The organism is Streptomyces sp. NPDC097640 (assembly GCF_040302705.1).
Classification (GTDB): Bacteria; Actinomycetota; Actinomycetes; order Streptomycetales; family Streptomycetaceae; genus Streptomyces.
Map to the genome: position 1 here is coordinate 328906 of NZ_JBEOSB010000007.1, position 15383 is coordinate 344288.

At 73.3% G+C, this 15383-nt stretch carries 14 protein-coding genes; 7 read left to right on the forward strand and 7 right to left on the reverse strand.

Annotation, left to right across the window (positions count from 1 at the left end):
* Positions 1 to 8: 8 nt before the first annotated feature.
* Genes ABTY62_RS13640 through ABTY62_RS13665 form a run of 6 tightly spaced genes read right to left on the reverse strand, consistent with a single transcriptional unit; the run spans position 9 to position 5663 of the window.
* A complete protein-coding gene (locus ABTY62_RS13640) occupies positions 9 to 392 on the reverse strand; it encodes a nuclear transport factor 2 family protein (RefSeq protein WP_352129588.1) in 384 nt (127 codons plus the stop codon).
* Positions 389 to 1213, reverse strand: a complete 825-nt coding sequence (locus ABTY62_RS13645) for an alpha/beta hydrolase (RefSeq protein WP_352129589.1) — start codon at positions 1211 to 1213, stop codon at positions 389 to 391. Before ABTY62_RS13645 ends, ABTY62_RS13640 begins: the two co-directional genes overlap by 4 nt.
* A complete protein-coding gene (locus tag ABTY62_RS13650) occupies positions 1195 to 2802 on the reverse strand; it encodes an amino acid adenylation domain-containing protein (RefSeq protein WP_352129590.1) in 1608 nt (535 codons plus the stop codon). Before ABTY62_RS13650 ends, ABTY62_RS13645 begins: the two co-directional genes overlap by 19 nt.
* Positions 2786 to 3991 (reverse strand): acyl-CoA dehydrogenase family protein, encoded by a 1206-nt coding sequence (locus ABTY62_RS13655; RefSeq protein ID WP_352129591.1) that lies wholly within the window; start codon positions 3989 to 3991, stop codon positions 2786 to 2788. The genes ABTY62_RS13650 and ABTY62_RS13655 overlap by 17 nt, the downstream gene beginning before the upstream one ends.
* Positions 3988 to 5379, reverse strand: a complete 1392-nt coding sequence (locus tag ABTY62_RS13660; RefSeq protein ID WP_352129592.1) for a TrpB-like pyridoxal phosphate-dependent enzyme — start codon at positions 5377 to 5379, stop codon at positions 3988 to 3990. The genes ABTY62_RS13655 and ABTY62_RS13660 overlap by 4 nt, the downstream gene beginning before the upstream one ends.
* On the reverse strand, positions 5376 to 5663 hold the full coding sequence (locus ABTY62_RS13665) for a phosphopantetheine-binding protein (RefSeq protein ID WP_352129593.1): 288 nt from the start codon (positions 5661 to 5663) through the stop codon (positions 5376 to 5378). Before ABTY62_RS13665 ends, ABTY62_RS13660 begins: the two co-directional genes overlap by 4 nt.
* Positions 5664 to 6017: 354 nt before the next feature.
* On the opposite strand from ABTY62_RS13665, the gene ABTY62_RS13670 reads away from it, so the two are divergent.
* From ABTY62_RS13670 to ABTY62_RS13700, 7 genes are all read left to right on the forward strand, one after another.
* The gene (locus tag ABTY62_RS13670; protein ID WP_352129594.1) at positions 6018 to 7445 is read left to right on the forward strand and encodes an aldehyde dehydrogenase family protein; all 1428 of its coding nucleotides are present in this window, start codon (positions 6018 to 6020) and stop codon (positions 7443 to 7445) included.
* Between the two features lie 62 nt (positions 7446 to 7507).
* Positions 7508 to 8536 carry a terpene synthase family protein gene (locus ABTY62_RS13675; protein WP_352129595.1) on the forward strand — a complete coding sequence of 343 codons (1029 nt, stop codon included), beginning with the start codon at positions 7508 to 7510 and terminating at the stop codon, positions 8534 to 8536.
* Between the two features lie 79 nt (positions 8537 to 8615).
* Complete coding sequence (locus ABTY62_RS13680) at positions 8616 to 9512, forward strand: oxygenase MpaB family protein (RefSeq protein WP_352129596.1); 897 nt, start codon at positions 8616 to 8618, stop codon at positions 9510 to 9512.
* Positions 9509 to 10573, forward strand: a complete 1065-nt coding sequence (locus tag ABTY62_RS13685; RefSeq protein WP_352129597.1) for a PLP-dependent cysteine synthase family protein — start codon at positions 9509 to 9511, stop codon at positions 10571 to 10573. Before ABTY62_RS13680 ends, ABTY62_RS13685 begins: the two co-directional genes overlap by 4 nt.
* 7 nt (positions 10574 to 10580) lie before the next feature.
* Positions 10581 to 11738 carry a CaiB/BaiF CoA transferase family protein gene (locus tag ABTY62_RS13690; RefSeq protein WP_352129598.1) on the forward strand — a complete coding sequence of 386 codons (1158 nt, stop codon included), beginning with the start codon at positions 10581 to 10583 and terminating at the stop codon, positions 11736 to 11738.
* Positions 11728 to 13416 carry a class I adenylate-forming enzyme family protein gene (locus ABTY62_RS13695; protein WP_352129599.1) on the forward strand — a complete coding sequence of 563 codons (1689 nt, stop codon included), beginning with the start codon at positions 11728 to 11730 and terminating at the stop codon, positions 13414 to 13416. The genes ABTY62_RS13690 and ABTY62_RS13695 overlap by 11 nt, the downstream gene beginning before the upstream one ends.
* Positions 13413 to 14483, forward strand: a complete 1071-nt coding sequence (locus tag ABTY62_RS13700; protein WP_502997454.1) for an LLM class F420-dependent oxidoreductase — start codon at positions 13413 to 13415, stop codon at positions 14481 to 14483. The genes ABTY62_RS13695 and ABTY62_RS13700 overlap by 4 nt, the downstream gene beginning before the upstream one ends.
* A gap of 23 nt (positions 14484 to 14506) precedes the next feature.
* On the opposite strand, the gene ABTY62_RS13705 is transcribed toward ABTY62_RS13700, so the two are convergent.
* A complete protein-coding gene (locus ABTY62_RS13705) occupies positions 14507 to 15301 on the reverse strand; it encodes a DUF6875 domain-containing protein (protein WP_352129600.1) in 795 nt (264 codons plus the stop codon).
* Between the last annotated feature and the right edge of the window lie 82 nt (positions 15302 to 15383).

A 15383-nucleotide genomic window follows, 5' to 3' on the forward strand; every position in this document is an offset into this window, starting at 1 on the left:
GGCGCTCCTCATACCAGCGGGGTGAAGAAGAAGGTGTCCCGCCGGGCGAAGCGCCCGTCGTCGGCGAGCTCGAAGAAATCCGCGAAACGCACCCGCACCGACCTCCCGTCCTTCAGCAGCCCTTCGAAGTCGCCGTGCACCGCGACCCGGCCCGGCTCGGCCACCACATCGCGCAGGAAGTGCTTGCCGGACACGATGACGCGGTCGTTCCGGTAGAAGGCCTCCAGGTCCCCCATCCCGCGCATCGGCGGATAGCCGGGACGCTCGTACACGGCGTCCGCCGTGAACAGCGACACCAGGCCCGGAATGTCGTCCCGGTCCACCAGGTCGTAATACCGCTCGACGCGCCGTATGGACTCCTCGGCAACTGTGGTGCGCTCTGCCCTGGTCATACGAAGGACACCCCGTTCTTCCTCGCTCCGGTGAGGTGGCGCGCCACGAAGGCCAGCGACGCGGGCAGGGCGCGGTTCACGAAGTCCAGGTCGTGACCGCCCGGCCGCTCGTGGTACTCCGGGCTCCAGCCCCCGTTCCGCAGGGCGTCGCGCACCCGTCGGTTCACCTGGATCATGCGGTCGTAGTCCCCGGTGCCCACGTCCAGGTAGAGCGCGGGCCGGGGGGCGGGCTCCCGGCCGATGAGCCGGTACGGGTCGTACCGCCGCCGGGTGGCGCTCCCGGGCGGGCCCCAGACCCGCCCGTGGCTCTCCTCGGTGGGCATCACGAAGCCGGGGTCCGCGCGGTGCGCGGCGTAGGGGTCACCGCGCCGCAGCGGCGCCTCGAAGGCACCGGCGTGCGAGGCCACGGCGCCGAACACCGAGGGGTGGCGCAGGGCCAGGAACAGCGCGGCGGCCCCGCCCATGGAGAAGCCGCCGACGGCGCGGGCCGAGCGCTCGGCGCGGGTGTTGAACCCGGCGTCCACGGCCGGTACGAGATCCTGGAGCAGGTAGTCCTCGTAGCGGAGCCCGGCGTGGTCGTTGATGAACCACCGGCGCCCGCTCTCCGGCAGCACCACGATCAGCCGGCTGTCCCGCACCAGCTCCACCAGGGCGGTGCGCAGCAGCCAGGTGTCCCGGCCGCCGCCGTATCCGTGCAGCAGATACAGCACCGGATGCCCCGGGCCGCGGGCCGCGTATCCGGCGGGCAGCACGATGTTGACCCGCTTGCCCCGGCCCAGCGCCCCGCTGGGCCACTGCCGCGTCACGACCTCGACGGGCACGGCGCCTCCCGGTCTCGTTCCGCCGCCGCGGCCAGCGCGCGCCGGTCGGCCTTGCCCGTCGAGGTGCGGACGAGGTCGGCCACCAGCCGGAACCTGGCCGGGACCATGTAGCGGGGCAGCGTGTCCAGGCAGTGGCGGCGCAGCCGGGCCTCGTCCGGCGACCGGCCGGCGGCGGGCACCACATACGCCTCCAGCCGGAGCCCGGCGTCGGGGTCGGCGCCGTCCGGGGCCGTGACGCACACGGCCTCGTGCACCTCGGGCAGGGCCAGCAGCGCGGCCTCGATCTCGGCCGGTTCGATCCGGTAGCCGCGCACCTTGACCATGTGGTCGCGGCGGCCGACGAAGCGGTAGCCGTCCGCACCCTCGTGGCGTACCAGGTCACCGGTGGCATGGGCGCGCACGGGCGGTGCGCCGTGGTCGGCCGTGCCCCAGTAGCCGAGCATCACCGAGTCGCCCTCGACGACCAGTTCGCCCTCGGCGCCCGGGGTCCCCCGAACTGGCCGGCCGTCGGCGCCGACCAGCCGGACGGTCGCGTACGGGCAGGGTCGGCCGATGGGCGGGGGCGCCGTGCGTCCCGGCGCCAGGTCGGCGTCGGTGACCCGGTGGTAGGTGCAGACGTTGGTCTCGGTGGGGCCGTAGAGGTTGTACAGCCCGGCGTCCGGCAGTGCCGCGCGCAGCCGCCGCAGATGCTTGACGGGGAACTCCTCGCCCGCGAAGAGGACTCGGCGCAGCGGGGAGGAGCTGAGCTGCTGATGGTTCCGCGCGTCCAGCATCCGGGTCAGCGCCCCCGGCACCGAGTACCAGACGGTGATCCGCTCTTCGGCCACCAGCCTGTTCAGCGCCACGCCGAGGGCCTTGTGGTGCTCGGGGACCAGCACCAGGCAGGCCCCGGCGGCGGCCGCCGCGAAGACGTCGAGGACGGACAGGTCGAAGTGGAGGGGGGCGTGTGAGGACAGCCGGTCCCGGTGGGTGATCCCGAATTCCCCGACGGCCCAGTCGACGAAGGCCAGCGCGTTGCGATGGGAGAGCATCACGCCCTTGGGCGCCCCGGTGGAGCCGGAGGTGTACAGCACATAGGCCAGGTCTCCCGGGTCCACCGGCACCGGCGGTAGGCCGTCGGGGAGCGGCCGTTCCACCGCCTGCCGCCAGCCGATGACCTCGGCGGGGGCGTCCGGCGGCGCCTCGTCGAGCAGCACCACCGGGCCGGGCGCGGGCCGCCGCGCGGTGCCGGGGCCGGGGCCGGGGCCGGTCAGCGTGGCGAGCCTGACGCTGTCGGTGACCAGGCAGCTCACCGCGCAGTCGCCGAGGATGTACGCGGCGCGGGCCGGGGGCGCGGCCGGGTCCACCGGCACATAGGCGGCCCCGCACCTGAGCACCGCGTGGACGGCGACGATGGTCTCGGCCGACTTGACCGCCCACAGCCCCACCCGGTCCCCCGGGCCCACCCCGGCCTCCCGCAGGGTGGCGGCGAGCGCGTCGGCGGCCCGGTCGAGCGCGGCGTAGTCCAGCGAGTTCCCGCGGTGCCGGACGGCCTCGGCCCGCGGGTGGCGGGCCACCGTCCGCGCCAGCCGGTCAACGAGCGTCGCCACGGCCCTCACCCCCCGCCGCCCGGGCCGGTGCGGCGCGCCGCGCGCGGGCCGTGATCCCCATCTTCTCGGCCATCACCCGGCGTTGCATGTCCGAGGTGCCGGAGGAGATCCGGGTGCCGAGGGCGTCGCGGAGGTTCCGTTCGGCATCGGTGCCGGTGGTGTAGCCGAGCCCGCCGTACACCTGCATGGCGTCCAGGAAGGTCTGGACGGCGGCTTCGCTGGTGCGCAGCTGGGCCGCCTCCGGGAAGACGGAGGAGATGCCCTGCTCGAGGTCCCAGGCCGCCCGGTAGGTGAGCAGCCGGGCCTCCTCCAGCCGGACGCGCATGTCCACGATGCGGTGGGAGACCGCGTCGTTGCGGCCGATGGTCCGGCCGAACTGGACCCGGCTCCTGGCGTGGGCGACGCAGTCCTCGATCTGGCGCCGCATGGTGCCCAGCATCGGTGCCAGGATCAGGGAGCGCTCCCAGGCCATCGTCCGGGCCAGGATGCGCGAGCCCTGCTTCTCGGCGCCCAGCCGGCGGCTCGCCGGCACCCGGCAGTCCTGGAGGGTGATCTCGCCCCAGGGCGCGGTGCGCAGCCCGGTCTTCTCCGGGCCCGGCTCCACCGTCAGCCCTTCCTGGCCCCGTTCGACCAGGAAGGCGGTCACCCCGGTGAAGCCGAGGCCGGGATCGACGGTGGCGTGGACGATGAAGAGGTCGGCGATGGGCGCGTTGGTGACGAAGCGCTTGGTGCCGCTGAGCAGATAGGTGTCGCCGTCGCGGCGGGCCCGTGCGGTCAGCGCGAGGGCGTCCGACCCCGCCTCGGCCTCGGTGATCGCATGGGCCCCCACCAGCCGGCCGTCGCCGAGCGCGGGCAGGTAGCGGCGCTTCTGCTCGGGGGTGCCGAACTCCCTGACCGGCAGCTCGACCGCCCACAGGTGGGCGCCGAGCGCGATCAGCAGCCCGTTGTCCCGGCAGCCGTGGCCCAGGCCCTCCAGCGCGTACGCGCACGCGAGCGGGGACAGCCCGGGCCCCCCGTACTCCTGGGGCAGGGGCAGGGCGAGGACCCCGGCCTCCGCGCACCGCTGCCAGTCCCCCGGCTCCAGGCTCTGCGACCGCTCCCGCGCGGCCACTTCCTCGCCGAGCTTCTCCCCGAGGTCATGCAGGCGCTCGTGCAGGGCCCGCTGCTCCTCGGTCCAGTCGAGGTTCATGAGGTCGCGCCGGCGGAAAGGACCTCGGGCAGGGCGGCGAGCGAGGCGGCGATCCGCTCGTCGGAGACGGTGTGGTCCTCCAGGCTCCCCGCCAGGTACTGGTCGTAGGCGGACAGGTCGAGCAGCCCGTGGCCGCTGATGTTGCACAGGATGACCGTGGACCTGCGCTCCTCGCGGGCCCGCACCGCCTCGTCGATGACCGCGCGGACCGCGTGGGCGGACTCGGGGGCCGGTACGACGCTCTCGGTGCGGGCGAACAGCGCGCCCGCCTCGAACACGGCGTTCTGGCCGTACGCCACGGCCTCCATCCACCCGCGCTCGTACAACGCGCTGACCAGGGGCGCGGCGCCGTGGTAGCGCAGGCCGCCGGCGTGCAGGCCGGGCGCGACGAAGGTGTGTCCGAGGGTGTACATCTTGGTCAGCGGCGTGGTGCCGGAGACGTCGTTGTAGTCCCAGGCGTAGCGGCCCCGGGTCATCTTGGGGCAGGCGTCGGGTTCCACGGCGATCAGCCGGGTGGCGGCGCCGGTGCGCAGCCGTTCCCGGTGGAAGGGGAACGCCAGGCCGGCGAAGTTGCTGCCCGCTCCCATCGAGGCGACCACGACATCGGGGAACTCACCGGTCAGTTCCATCTGGCGCAGTGCCTCCTCGCCGATGACCGTCTGGTGCAGCAGGACGTGGTTCTCGCCGCTGCCGACCGCGAAGCGGGCGTCGTCCGCCCGGCGGGCGTGCTCCAGGGCCTCGGCGTTGGCGATGGCCAGGCTGCCGTCGCTGTCCGGGGACGCGGCCAGCACCGCGCGCCCGGCCTCGGTGTCCGGGCTGGGGCTGGGGATCACCCGGGCGCCGTTCAGCCCCATCAGCACCCGGCGGTACGGCTTCTGCCGGTAGCTGCACCGGACCATGAAGACGGTGCACTCGAGATCCATCGACTGACAGGCCATCGCCAGCGCGGTGCCCCACTGTCCGGCCCCGGTGCCGGTGGTCAGCCGCCGCACCCCGGCCTTCTTGTAGAAGTACGCCTGGGCCAGCGCCGAGTTGAGCTTGTGGCTGCCGGCCGCGTTGGTGCCCTCGTACTTGTAGTAGATGTGCGCCGGCGTCTCCAGGGCGGCTTCGAGGCCGCGGGCCCGCACCAGGGGCGTGGGCCGCCAGCGCTGGTACGCCTCGCGCACCTCGGCCGGGATCTCCACGAAGCGCTCCCGGCCGACGCTGCCCCGGTACATGGACAGCGGGATGTTGGGTGCCTGCCGGTTCGGCTCGTCGGTGCGGTCGGGGCGGTCGGGGCGTGCCCGGCGCACCTCGGCGACCGGTACGTCGAGGTCGGCGAGGATGTTGTACCAGTGCGTGGGGACATCGCTCTCGTCCATCAGGAACCGGTTGCGGACCGCCTTCACGCCTCGCCCTCCGTCCGCGGACCGCCGACCTGGTCCTGGACCAGCCGCAGCAGGTCGCCGACGGTGACCAGGTCCGCCTCCATGACGTCCTCGTCCTCGATATGGCGGCCGAACTCCTCCTCCACCGCGACCAACAGCTGGAGCAGGTTCAGCGAATCGAGCTGAATCGTCGGCGAGTAGAGCGGGATATCGGGGGTGATCTCCTCCGGGTTCAACCGCAGATCCAGGACATCGACCATGATCTTGCGCACCCGGTCCGCGATCTCGTCGTCGGTGCAGTTCATTCAGGACTCCTTGGACTCGTACCGAATCCGCCGGGTCCGCGCACAGGTTCGTTCGACAGCGCGTATGCCGGAACTCGGCACAAGGAATACCGGGCGCGGACTGCTTCGACATCTGCTTCGACATCAAAAACGCGGTTCGGCACCCTGAGGCGGGCAGACAAGGGCCAGTCTTTTCCGGCTCCGTACCCTAGCCGGTCCTCGGCGTTCAGTCACCGCCCGAAGGCCGGGGGGCAGTTTTCCATACAGCTTGCTTCCAGGCTGCCGATGTCCGCGTCCGTAAGGTGGCTTTGCTCGACTTCCAGCACGCGAACCGGTACACACATCGGCGACCGGTAAAGGAGCCGCTGCCCAGCCATGGAATCCCTTCCGTTTGAGTCGATATACGTCGGCGGTCAATGGATTCAACCGGATACCCGGAAGACCATCGCCGTAGAGAACCCCGCCACGGAAGAGGTCGTGGCCAAGGTACCCGCCTGCGGACGGGATGATGTCCGGCGTGCGGTGGAATCGGCCCGGGCCGCCTTTCCGGAATGGTCGGCCACCGACGCCGCGACCCGAGCCGAGACGCTCACCTCGCTGCGCGACGCGCTGGTGAAGAACCAAGAGGAATTGTCCGAGCTGATCACCAAAGAAATGGGCTCGCCGATCGCCTTCTCCCGGCGGGTGCAGGTGGGCCTTCCGGTCAAGGCGCTGGAGGGCTACGCCGGGGCGCTGGCCTCGGCCACGGCCGAGGAGCGCATCGGCCATTCCCTGGTGGTCAGGGAGGCGGCCGGGGTGGTGGCCGCCGTCACCCCGTGGAACTATCCGCTGCACCAGGCGGTCGCCAAGATCGGCGCGGCGCTCGCCGCCGGATGCACGGTGGTGCTGAAACCGAGCGAACTCGCCCCCCTGTCCGCCTGTTTCCTGGCCACGCTCATCGACGGGCTCGGGCTGCCGGCCGGGACGTTCAACCTGGTGCAGGGCGAGGGCCGGGCCGCGGGCCAGGCCCTGGTCACGGACGAGGGCGCCGATGTGATCTCCTTCACCGGCTCGGTCCGGGTGGGCCGGGAGGTCGGGGCCGCGGCGGGCCAGGCGGTCAAGCGGGTCTGCCTGGAGCTGGGCGGCAAGTCCGCCACGCTGGTGCTGGACGGCGCCGACCTGGCCGCCGCCGTACGGGACGGGGTCCGCGGCGCCCTGCTCAACGCGGGCCAGACCTGCTCGGCGCGCACCCGGCTGCTGGTTCCCCGGTCCCGGCTCGAGGACGCCGTGGACGTGGCGCGTTCCGTGGTCGCCCAGTACGTACCGGGCGACCCGACGGACCCGGACTGTGCGCTGGGCCCGCTGATCTCCGCCGCCCAGGCCGACCACGTACGGGAGAGGCTGTACCGCGCGGCGGACCGCGGGGCGCGGCGGGTGGCCGGGCCCGATCCCGACGCGGTGCCGACGGTGGGCCACTACGTGGCGCCGAGCGTCTGGACGGACCTCGCGCCCAGCGCTCCGCTGGCCCGCGAGGAAATCTTCGGCCCGGTGCTGGTGGTGCTGCCCTTCGAGGACGAGGACGAGGCGGTGTCCATCGCCAACGGCACGCCCTACGGCCTGGCGGCGACGGTCTGGGCGGGCGACACCGAGCACGCCGCCGCGGTGGCCCGCCGGCTTCGGGCCGGTCAGGTCGATCTGAACGCCGCGAAGTTCAACCCCGCGGCCCCGTTCGGCGGCTACGGGCTCTCCGGTGTGGGGCGCGAGCTCGGGCGCCACGGCATCCAGGAGTTCCAGGAGGTCAAGTCCCTCCAGTTCCCCGCCTGACCCCGCGGCCGGCCTGCGCCGGACCTCCCGGCCCCAGCGGCCCCTCAACCACGGGTGGCATCGTGACTCTCCAATATCCGCCGATCCGCGCGGACTTCCCCGCCGAGATCAGCCCCTTCGTGGACCAGGTGGAGGACAGCACCCGCGCCTTCGTGCGCCGGTTCGGCCTGGTCCCCGACGAGGCGTCCCGGCTCCACCACGAGCGGTCGCTGCTCGGCACGCTGATGTCCCGTGCCTACCCGCACGCGGAGCCGACCGAGCTGGCCCTGGTGACGGACTGGATCAGCTGCATGCTGGTCCTCGACGACCAGTTCGACGAGACCGACCTGGGCCTCGCGCCCGAGCGGCTGCGCCTGGTGTGCGACGCGGTGCTCGGCTGGCTGACCCCCGACGGCAGCGTGGCCAAGGCCCCGTCCGCCGCCACCGCCGCCGAGCACTCCCTCCTCGCCGTCTTCCGGCCCGCCTTCGCCGACCTGTGGCGCCGCACCCGCCCGTACACCTCGGACACCTGGCGGATCCGGATGGCCGGGCACATCGCCGCCTTCTTCGAGGTGTGCGTGTGGGAGGCGGAGAACCGCCGCGCGGGGCGCGTCCCGGGCCTGGAGGAGTACATCCGGATGCGCGGCCGGGCCCTGATGCCGTATCTGGACCTCATCGAGGTGACCACGCACGCCGAGGTCCCCCCGGAGATCTACCGGCTCCCGGAGTTCACCGAGCTGAACCAGTCGCTGTCCGACGCCGATCTGTGGACCAACGACCTGTTCTCCTGCGAGAAGGAGGACCTGCTGGGCGACCCGCACAATCTGGTCCTGGTCCACCGGCACGCCCACGGCACCGATCTCCAGACCTCCGCCGACGCGGTCGGGGCGATGATCCAGGGCCGCTTCGACCGCTTCACCGAGCTCAGCCGCGCCTTCCCCGCCGTCCCGCTGGGAGACGGGCTCGACCCGGACCTGACACGGATGCTGCGCCGCCATGTCGCCGGACTGCGCAGCTGGCTCAGCGGCCAGCTCCAGTGGCGCTACGAAACCCTGCGCTTCGACCCCGGCCGGCCCGAGGTGATCAGCGCCACCGGCTCCACTCCGCTGTAACCCGATTCCTCAACCGCCCTCCCCTGTGCCCTTCCCCTGGGCCCTCCCCCTGTGCCCTCTCCTGTGATCGAGGTACGGAATGCGAGCCCGGTACGCCACGCTGAGACGGCTACAGACCCTTGATCCCAAGTCGGACCACCAGAGAATCCACCGGATATCCTCCGACACCGAATTCCCCTGGGACTACGGCCGGGGCCTGGAAGTGGCCATCTGGCGCACCTGCTGCGTGCCCGGCATCTCCGAGACCCTCGACGGCAGCGGCGAGTTCGCGCTGCGGGCGCAGAAGCGCTACGACGACACCCGCATCCTGCTGGGCGAGATGGTCCGCGGCGGCTATGACTCCGACCGCGGCCGCGAGGCGCTGCGCCAGATCAACCGGGCGCACCGCCACTACGACATCGCCAACGACGACATGCTCTATGTGCTGTCGACGTTCGTCTTCGAGCCGGTCCGCTGGATCGACCGCTGGGCCTGGCGCCCGGTCAGCGAGACCGAGCGGCTGGCCGCGTTCTACTTCTACGTCGAGGTCGGGCGGCGGATGAACATCCGGTCGCTGCCGACCGACTACGCCGAGTTCGAGCGGTTCAACCGGGCGTACGAGCGCGAGCGGTTCCGCCCGGCCGCGTCCAACCACCGCGTCGGCGCCTCGGTGATGAGGCTCTACTCCTCCTGGTATCCGCGGCCGGTGGCCCGCCTGGTGGCCGCCACCCTGCCGTGCCGCCTGGACGCCCACGCCCGCTGGGCGCTGGGCATGGCCGTCCCGCCGCTGTGGGCGACGGCCGTCCACGGGACGGCCCTGCGCGCCCACGCGCGGGCCGAGCGGCTCGCCCCGGCCCTGATGGCCCGGCTGATGACCCGGCCCACGGCCAGGACGTACCCCGGCTATCCCAAGGGCTATCGCATCGGTGACATCGGCCCCGGCCACGCGGTCCTCGCCGCGTCGGGCGCCGAGAGCACGGGGGCTGATCACCGATGACCGACGTCGCGCCCGCACCGGAGGCCACCGGCCGTACGGCGGACCTCCGGGGCACCCCGCTGCGGCCGGTCCGGATCCCGCTCGGCGGCGGGCGGACGGCCCGTATCTGGCTGAAGCTGGAGGCGCACCAGCCGTTCGGCTCCATCAAGGCCCGTACCGCCGAGGCGCTGCTCGACCACCTGGAGGCGGCCGGGGCGCTGCGGCCCGGGCGGCGGGTCGTCGAGTCCACCTCCGGCAACCTGGGCATCGCGCTCGCCGGGCTCTGCGCGGCCCGCGGCTACCGGTGCACGCTGATCGTGGAGCCGACCACGCCGGGCAGCAGCATCGACCGGATGACCGCCTACGGGGCCGAGGTGGTGACCGTCGCCGAGGTGCCCGGCGGCCGGACGGTCGACGCCCGGCTGGAGGCGGTGCGCGAGATCCTGCGCCGCGACGGCGGCGCGGTGTGGACCAATCAGTACGAGAGCCCGGCCAACCCCCGCGTGCACGCCACCCGGACCGCGGCCGAGCTGGTACGGGACGCGCCGCGGGGGCGCTTCGACGCGGTCGCCGTCGCGGTCTCCACCGGGGGCACGCTCGCCGGTGTCGCCGAGTGCTTCCGGGACCGGCTGCCGGACGCCCGGATCATCGCCGTGGACGCGGTGGGCTCGGCCGCCCTGGGCGGCGCCCCCGCCGACCGCCCGTTCAAGCTCGCCGGGTTCGGCTCCGGGCGGGTCTCCGGGTTCGTACGGCCCCGCCACTTCGACCACCGCGCCCTCCTCAGGGACGAGGACGCCGCCGCGGCCTGCGCCCGGATCCGGCGGCGCACCGGGATCTCGCTCGGCGGCAGCGCGGGCGCCGCGGTGCTGGCCGCGACCGTCCACGCCGCCCGCGACCCGGCCCTGCGCGAGCTGGCCTGCGTCTGCCCCGACAGCGGCGAGAAGTACGCCGAACTCACCGACGGCGGCGAGGGCGGCGGCCCGGGCGCGCCGCCGGGGGCTCTCCCGGAGATCTCGGCGGCGCTGGCGCTGCTGGAGGGCGCCCGCCCGGAGGAGACGCACGATGTCCCACCGGCCGACTAGGAGACTGATGGAACCGACAACGGGGTGGCCCGGCCTGGCCGGGGTCCGGGTGCTCGACCTGTCACGGCTGCTGCCCGGGGGCTTCGCCACGTCGCTGCTGGCCGACCTCGGCGCCGACGTCATCAAAGTCGAGAGCCCCGACCGGGGCGACTACGGACGGCTGGTGGACCCGGACACCTTCGCCGCCCTCAACCGCAACAAGCGCTCGGTGATCCTCGATCCGCGCGAGGACGCCGGCCGCGAAACACTCCTACGCCTGGTAGCGGCCAGCGACGCGGTGGTGGAGAGCCACCGCCCCGGGGTCATGGAGAGCATGGGGCTCGGCTACGAGCGGCTGCGCGCCGCCAACCCGCGCGTGGTGCTCTGCTCGATCACCGGCTTCGGCCAGACCGGCCCGTACGCCTCGCGGCCCGGACACGACGTCAACTTCCTGGCGCTGTCCGGCTTCTTCGCGGTGCCGCACCGCCCGGAGGGGCCGGTCGACCGGGTGGGGGTGCGCGTCGCGGACATGTCGGGCGCCATGTACGCGGCGCTGTCCACGGTCGTGGCGGTCTTCGGGGCCCGGGCCACCGGTGCGGGCCAGCACCTGGACGTCTCCCTGCACGAGGCGGCCGCCGGCTGGGCGGCTCCGCTGGCCCTGCCGCTGTCGGGCCGTGACGCCGCCGAGAGCCCGCTCGTCACCGGGGACAACGATGTGTTCGTCCTGGCCGACGGGCGCCGGCTCGCCTTCGCCACCTTCGAGGACAAGTTCTGGCGCGCCTTCCGGCTGCGCTTCGCCGGCGAGTTCCCGGCGCTCGCCGACGACGCGTACGACCGCCGGGCCGACCGCACCCGGGCCAAGGGCGAGGTGCGCTCCCTGCTGACGGAGGTCTTCGCCCAGCGCGACCTCGCCTGGTGGTCGGCGGCCCTCGCCGAGCTGGACGTCCCCTGGGCCCCGGTCTACGAGTCGGCGGCCGAGTTCCTGGCCGACCCGCATGTCGCGGCCCGCGGCCTGGTGGGGACCGTACCGGGCTCGGCGGCCGACGGCCCCCGCAGACAGGTCCGGTTCCCCGTGCTCTTCGGGGCGGGGCTCGAATCCCTGCGCGGCGCGGCCCCCGCACACGGTGAGCACACCGCCGAAGTCCTCGCCGACACCGTCCCCCCGAGGAGCCCCAGTGCCCCATGACCCCGCCGCCAACCCCATCGCCAACCCCGCAGCCGCCCCGCGCGGGCACGCCCCCCTGCTCACCGCCTCGTACCGCCCCGCGGACACCGCGGCCCCGCTCTACCGGCACACGGTCGGACAGCTTCTGCGCGCCACCGCCGCCCGGCGCCCGGAGGCGATCGCCCTGACCGGCATCCCGGACGACGGGAGCGGGCCGCGCCGCTGGACGTACGCCGAACTGCTCGCGGAGGCGGAGAGCATCGCCGCCGGCATCCGCGAGCGGGTCCCGCTGGGCGGCCGGGTCGCCGTCTGGGCGCCGAGCGTCCCCGAGTGGCCCCTCGTCGAGTACGCCGCGGCGCTCGCCGGAGTCACCCTGGTGACGCTGAACCCCACGCTGCGCGCCGGGGAGCTGACGCACGCGCTGGGCGTCAGCGAGACCGAGATGCTGATCCACGCGGACCGCAGCCGCGCCTACGACATGGCCGCCGTGGTGTCCGGCGCCGCCGCCTCCCTGCCCCGGCTGCGGCACATCGTCTCCCTGTCCGACTGGGAGGAGCTGCGGGGCAGCGCCGCCCTCCCCGCCGAGCACGACATCGCCGCGGCCCGCGTCCCCGCCCAGCTCCAGTTCACCTCGGGCACCACCGGCGCCCCCAAGGCCGTACTGCTGTCCCACCGGTCGGTGCTCAACGTCTCGCGGCTGACCTTCGAGGCGCTCCGGGTCCGCGACACGGCCGAGGTCGTCTCGCCGCTGCCCATGTTCCACACGGCCGGCTGTGTCATCTCCTGTCTGGGACCGCTGTGGAGCGGCGGCACGTTCACGCTCATGGAGCGCTTCGACCCCAAGGTGCTCCTCGAGGTGCTGCGGCGGACCCCGGGCGCCGTGCTGACCAGCGTCCCGACCGTGCTCGCCGCCCTCAACGAGGCCGCCCGCGGGGCCCCCGACCTCCCCCCGCTGTCCGCCGTCCTCACCGGCGCGGCCCCGGTGCGCGCCCAGCTCATCGCGGAGACCGAGGAGTTGTTCTCGACCACCGTGTTCAACCTGTACGGGCAGACCGAACTCGCCTCCGTGCTCACCCTCACCCGGCCCGACGACCCCCTGGAGCTGAAGACGACCACCGTCGGCCGGCCGCTTCCGCACGTCGAATGCAAGATCGTCCACCCCGGCTCGGGCCGGGTGCAGCCGCTCGGCGTCACGGGCGAGATCTGCGCCCGGGGCTACCAGCAGATGGTCGCCTACTACGGGGACCCCGGGGCGACCGCCCGCAAGGTGGACGCGGACGGCTGGCTGCACACCGGCGATCTCGGCTCGATGGACGCCACCGGAACGCTGCGGCTGGAGGGCCGGCGCAGCGATCTCATCATCCGGGGCGGCGAGAACATCTCCCCCGTCTCCATCGAGGACGTCCTCACCGCCCTGCCCGGGGTGAAGGAGGCCGTCGTGGTGGGCCTCCCCGACGAGGTCTGGGGGCAGGTGGTGGCGGCGGTCCTCCAGACCGAGCCGGGCGCGGCCGTCGACCTGGAGGACGTCATGGCGCTGTGCGCGGAGCGGCTCTCCCCGTACAAGATCCCCGTCCGCTGGTTCACGGCCAGGGACCTTCCGCTGACCGCCTCCGGGAAGATCCAGCGGTTCCGGGTGCTGGAACTCGCCGTCGAGGGCGCCTTCCGCCGGCTCGGCGGCGCCGAAGGAGATGGACTGTGAAGATCTCCATGCAGCTCCGGTACGAAGGGGGCGCCGCCGCTGTCGTGGCCGCCGCCGACCAGGTCGCCGAGCTGGAGCGGGCGGGTCTCGACCTCGTCTGGGTGCCCGAGGCGTACGCCTTCGACGCGCCCAGCTTCATGGGATACCTCGCCGCCCGCACCAGCCGGGTGGAGATCGGGACCGGCATCCTCTCCGTCTTCACCCGCACCCCCGCGCTGCTGGCGATGACCGCCGCCGGGGTGGACGCCCTGTCGGGGGGCCGCTGCCACCTGGGCCTCGGCACCTCGGGACCGGGCGTCGTCGAAGGGCTGCACGGCGTCCCGTACGCCGAGCCGCTGGCCCGCACCCGGGAGACCGTCGAGGTGCTGCGCGCCTTCTGGAAACGGGACAGGCCGGTGACGTACGACGGCCGGGTGCTGCGGCTCCCGCTGCCGCCGCCCGACGGCGGGGGCGAGGGCGGCGGCACGGGCCTCGGGGTCCCGATGAGGCTGCTGACGCCGCCCGTCCGGCCCGCCGTGCCGGTCTGGGTGGCGGCGCTGGGCCCGAGGAACGTCCGGCTGACCGCCGAGGTCGCCGACGGCTGGCTGCCGATGTTCTTCGTCCCCGAGCGGTACGAGGAGATCTGGGGCGCCGAGCTGCGGGCGGGAGCGGCCGCCCGGGACCCCCGGCTGGGGCCGCTGCGCGTCTCCGCCGGTGGTCTGCTGGCCATCGCCCCCCACGCGGCCCGCGAGCGCGACCGGGCCCGCGGGCAGCTCGCGCTGTTCATCGGCGGGATGGGCGCGCCGGGGCACAACTACTACTACGACCTGGTCTGCCGGTACGGCTACGCCGCCGAGGCCGCGGCCGTCGCGCGGCTCTACCGCGCGGGCGACCGCGCGGGAGCGGCGGCGGCCGTCCCCGCCGAGCTGCTGGAGGCCACCACCCTCTGCGGCCCGGAGAGCTACATCAAGGACCGGATCGACGCCTACCGGGCGGCCGGGGTGACGCATCTCCAGGTCCAGCCGGTGCCCGGGGAGGGCCGGACGCCGGCCGCGCAGGTGGCGCGCCTGGCGGAGCTGTGCGCCTGACGACCCGGCCCGGCGGGCCACGATCAGGCGCCGCCGACCTCCCCGGGCGCTGCCAGGAGCGCCTCGAGTCCGAACTCGCGCGCGGCCGCCATCGCGTCCTCGGCCACCTGAGGCGGGAGGTCCCGGCCGTAGCGGTCCAGGTACTGGGCCAGATACTCCGGATCGTCCTTGAGGAAGGGAAAGTCGGTCGGGACCATGTGGCGCATCGCCAGCAGCGGCACCGGGCTGCGCAACGGGCGGAAGCCGGGGTTCCACAGCCCGGGCTTGGCGGGCGGCCCGTCATGGAACTCACCGATCATCAGGCCGTGTGAGACATAGTCGACCTTCAGCAGGTCCTGTGCCCCGTCGATGATGCCGGACACCTTGTCCGGGGGCAGTTCCGGGAACAGCACCAGGATGGTCGTGTAGTGGGCCGCGGCCCCGCTCTCGGCGGCGAGTTCGATGAACCAGTCGCGGTACTCGCGCAGCGAGTCGGCGACCTCCGTCACATCGCCCGGCACGCCGGGCTGCACCGCCAGATAGAACAGACCCTTGTGCATCGAGGTCTTTACAAAGGGACAGACATGCCCTCGTCTCCCTATATCAGGGTGCGGCCGGGAAAGATACGTGGACGCCCACTCGATGACCTCGCGAATCGGCTTCTCATAAGCAACCGAAACCGGGACGGGCAGCACATCGCGCCCCATATCGCCCAACTCAATCAGCGTTAACCCCGACTTGCCCGCATGACTCAACATACCCCAATCACCCCCGCGCAAGTAAATTCTCGGCGACCGCGCCAGGCACAAACAATGCGGCGATGGATCCGGGGTCGACATTCATATATGCGGAACCCATCTGCGGCAGGTATTGTCACGGAGTTGCTTCACGCGCGTAACGGGATGCTACAGACACTTTCCA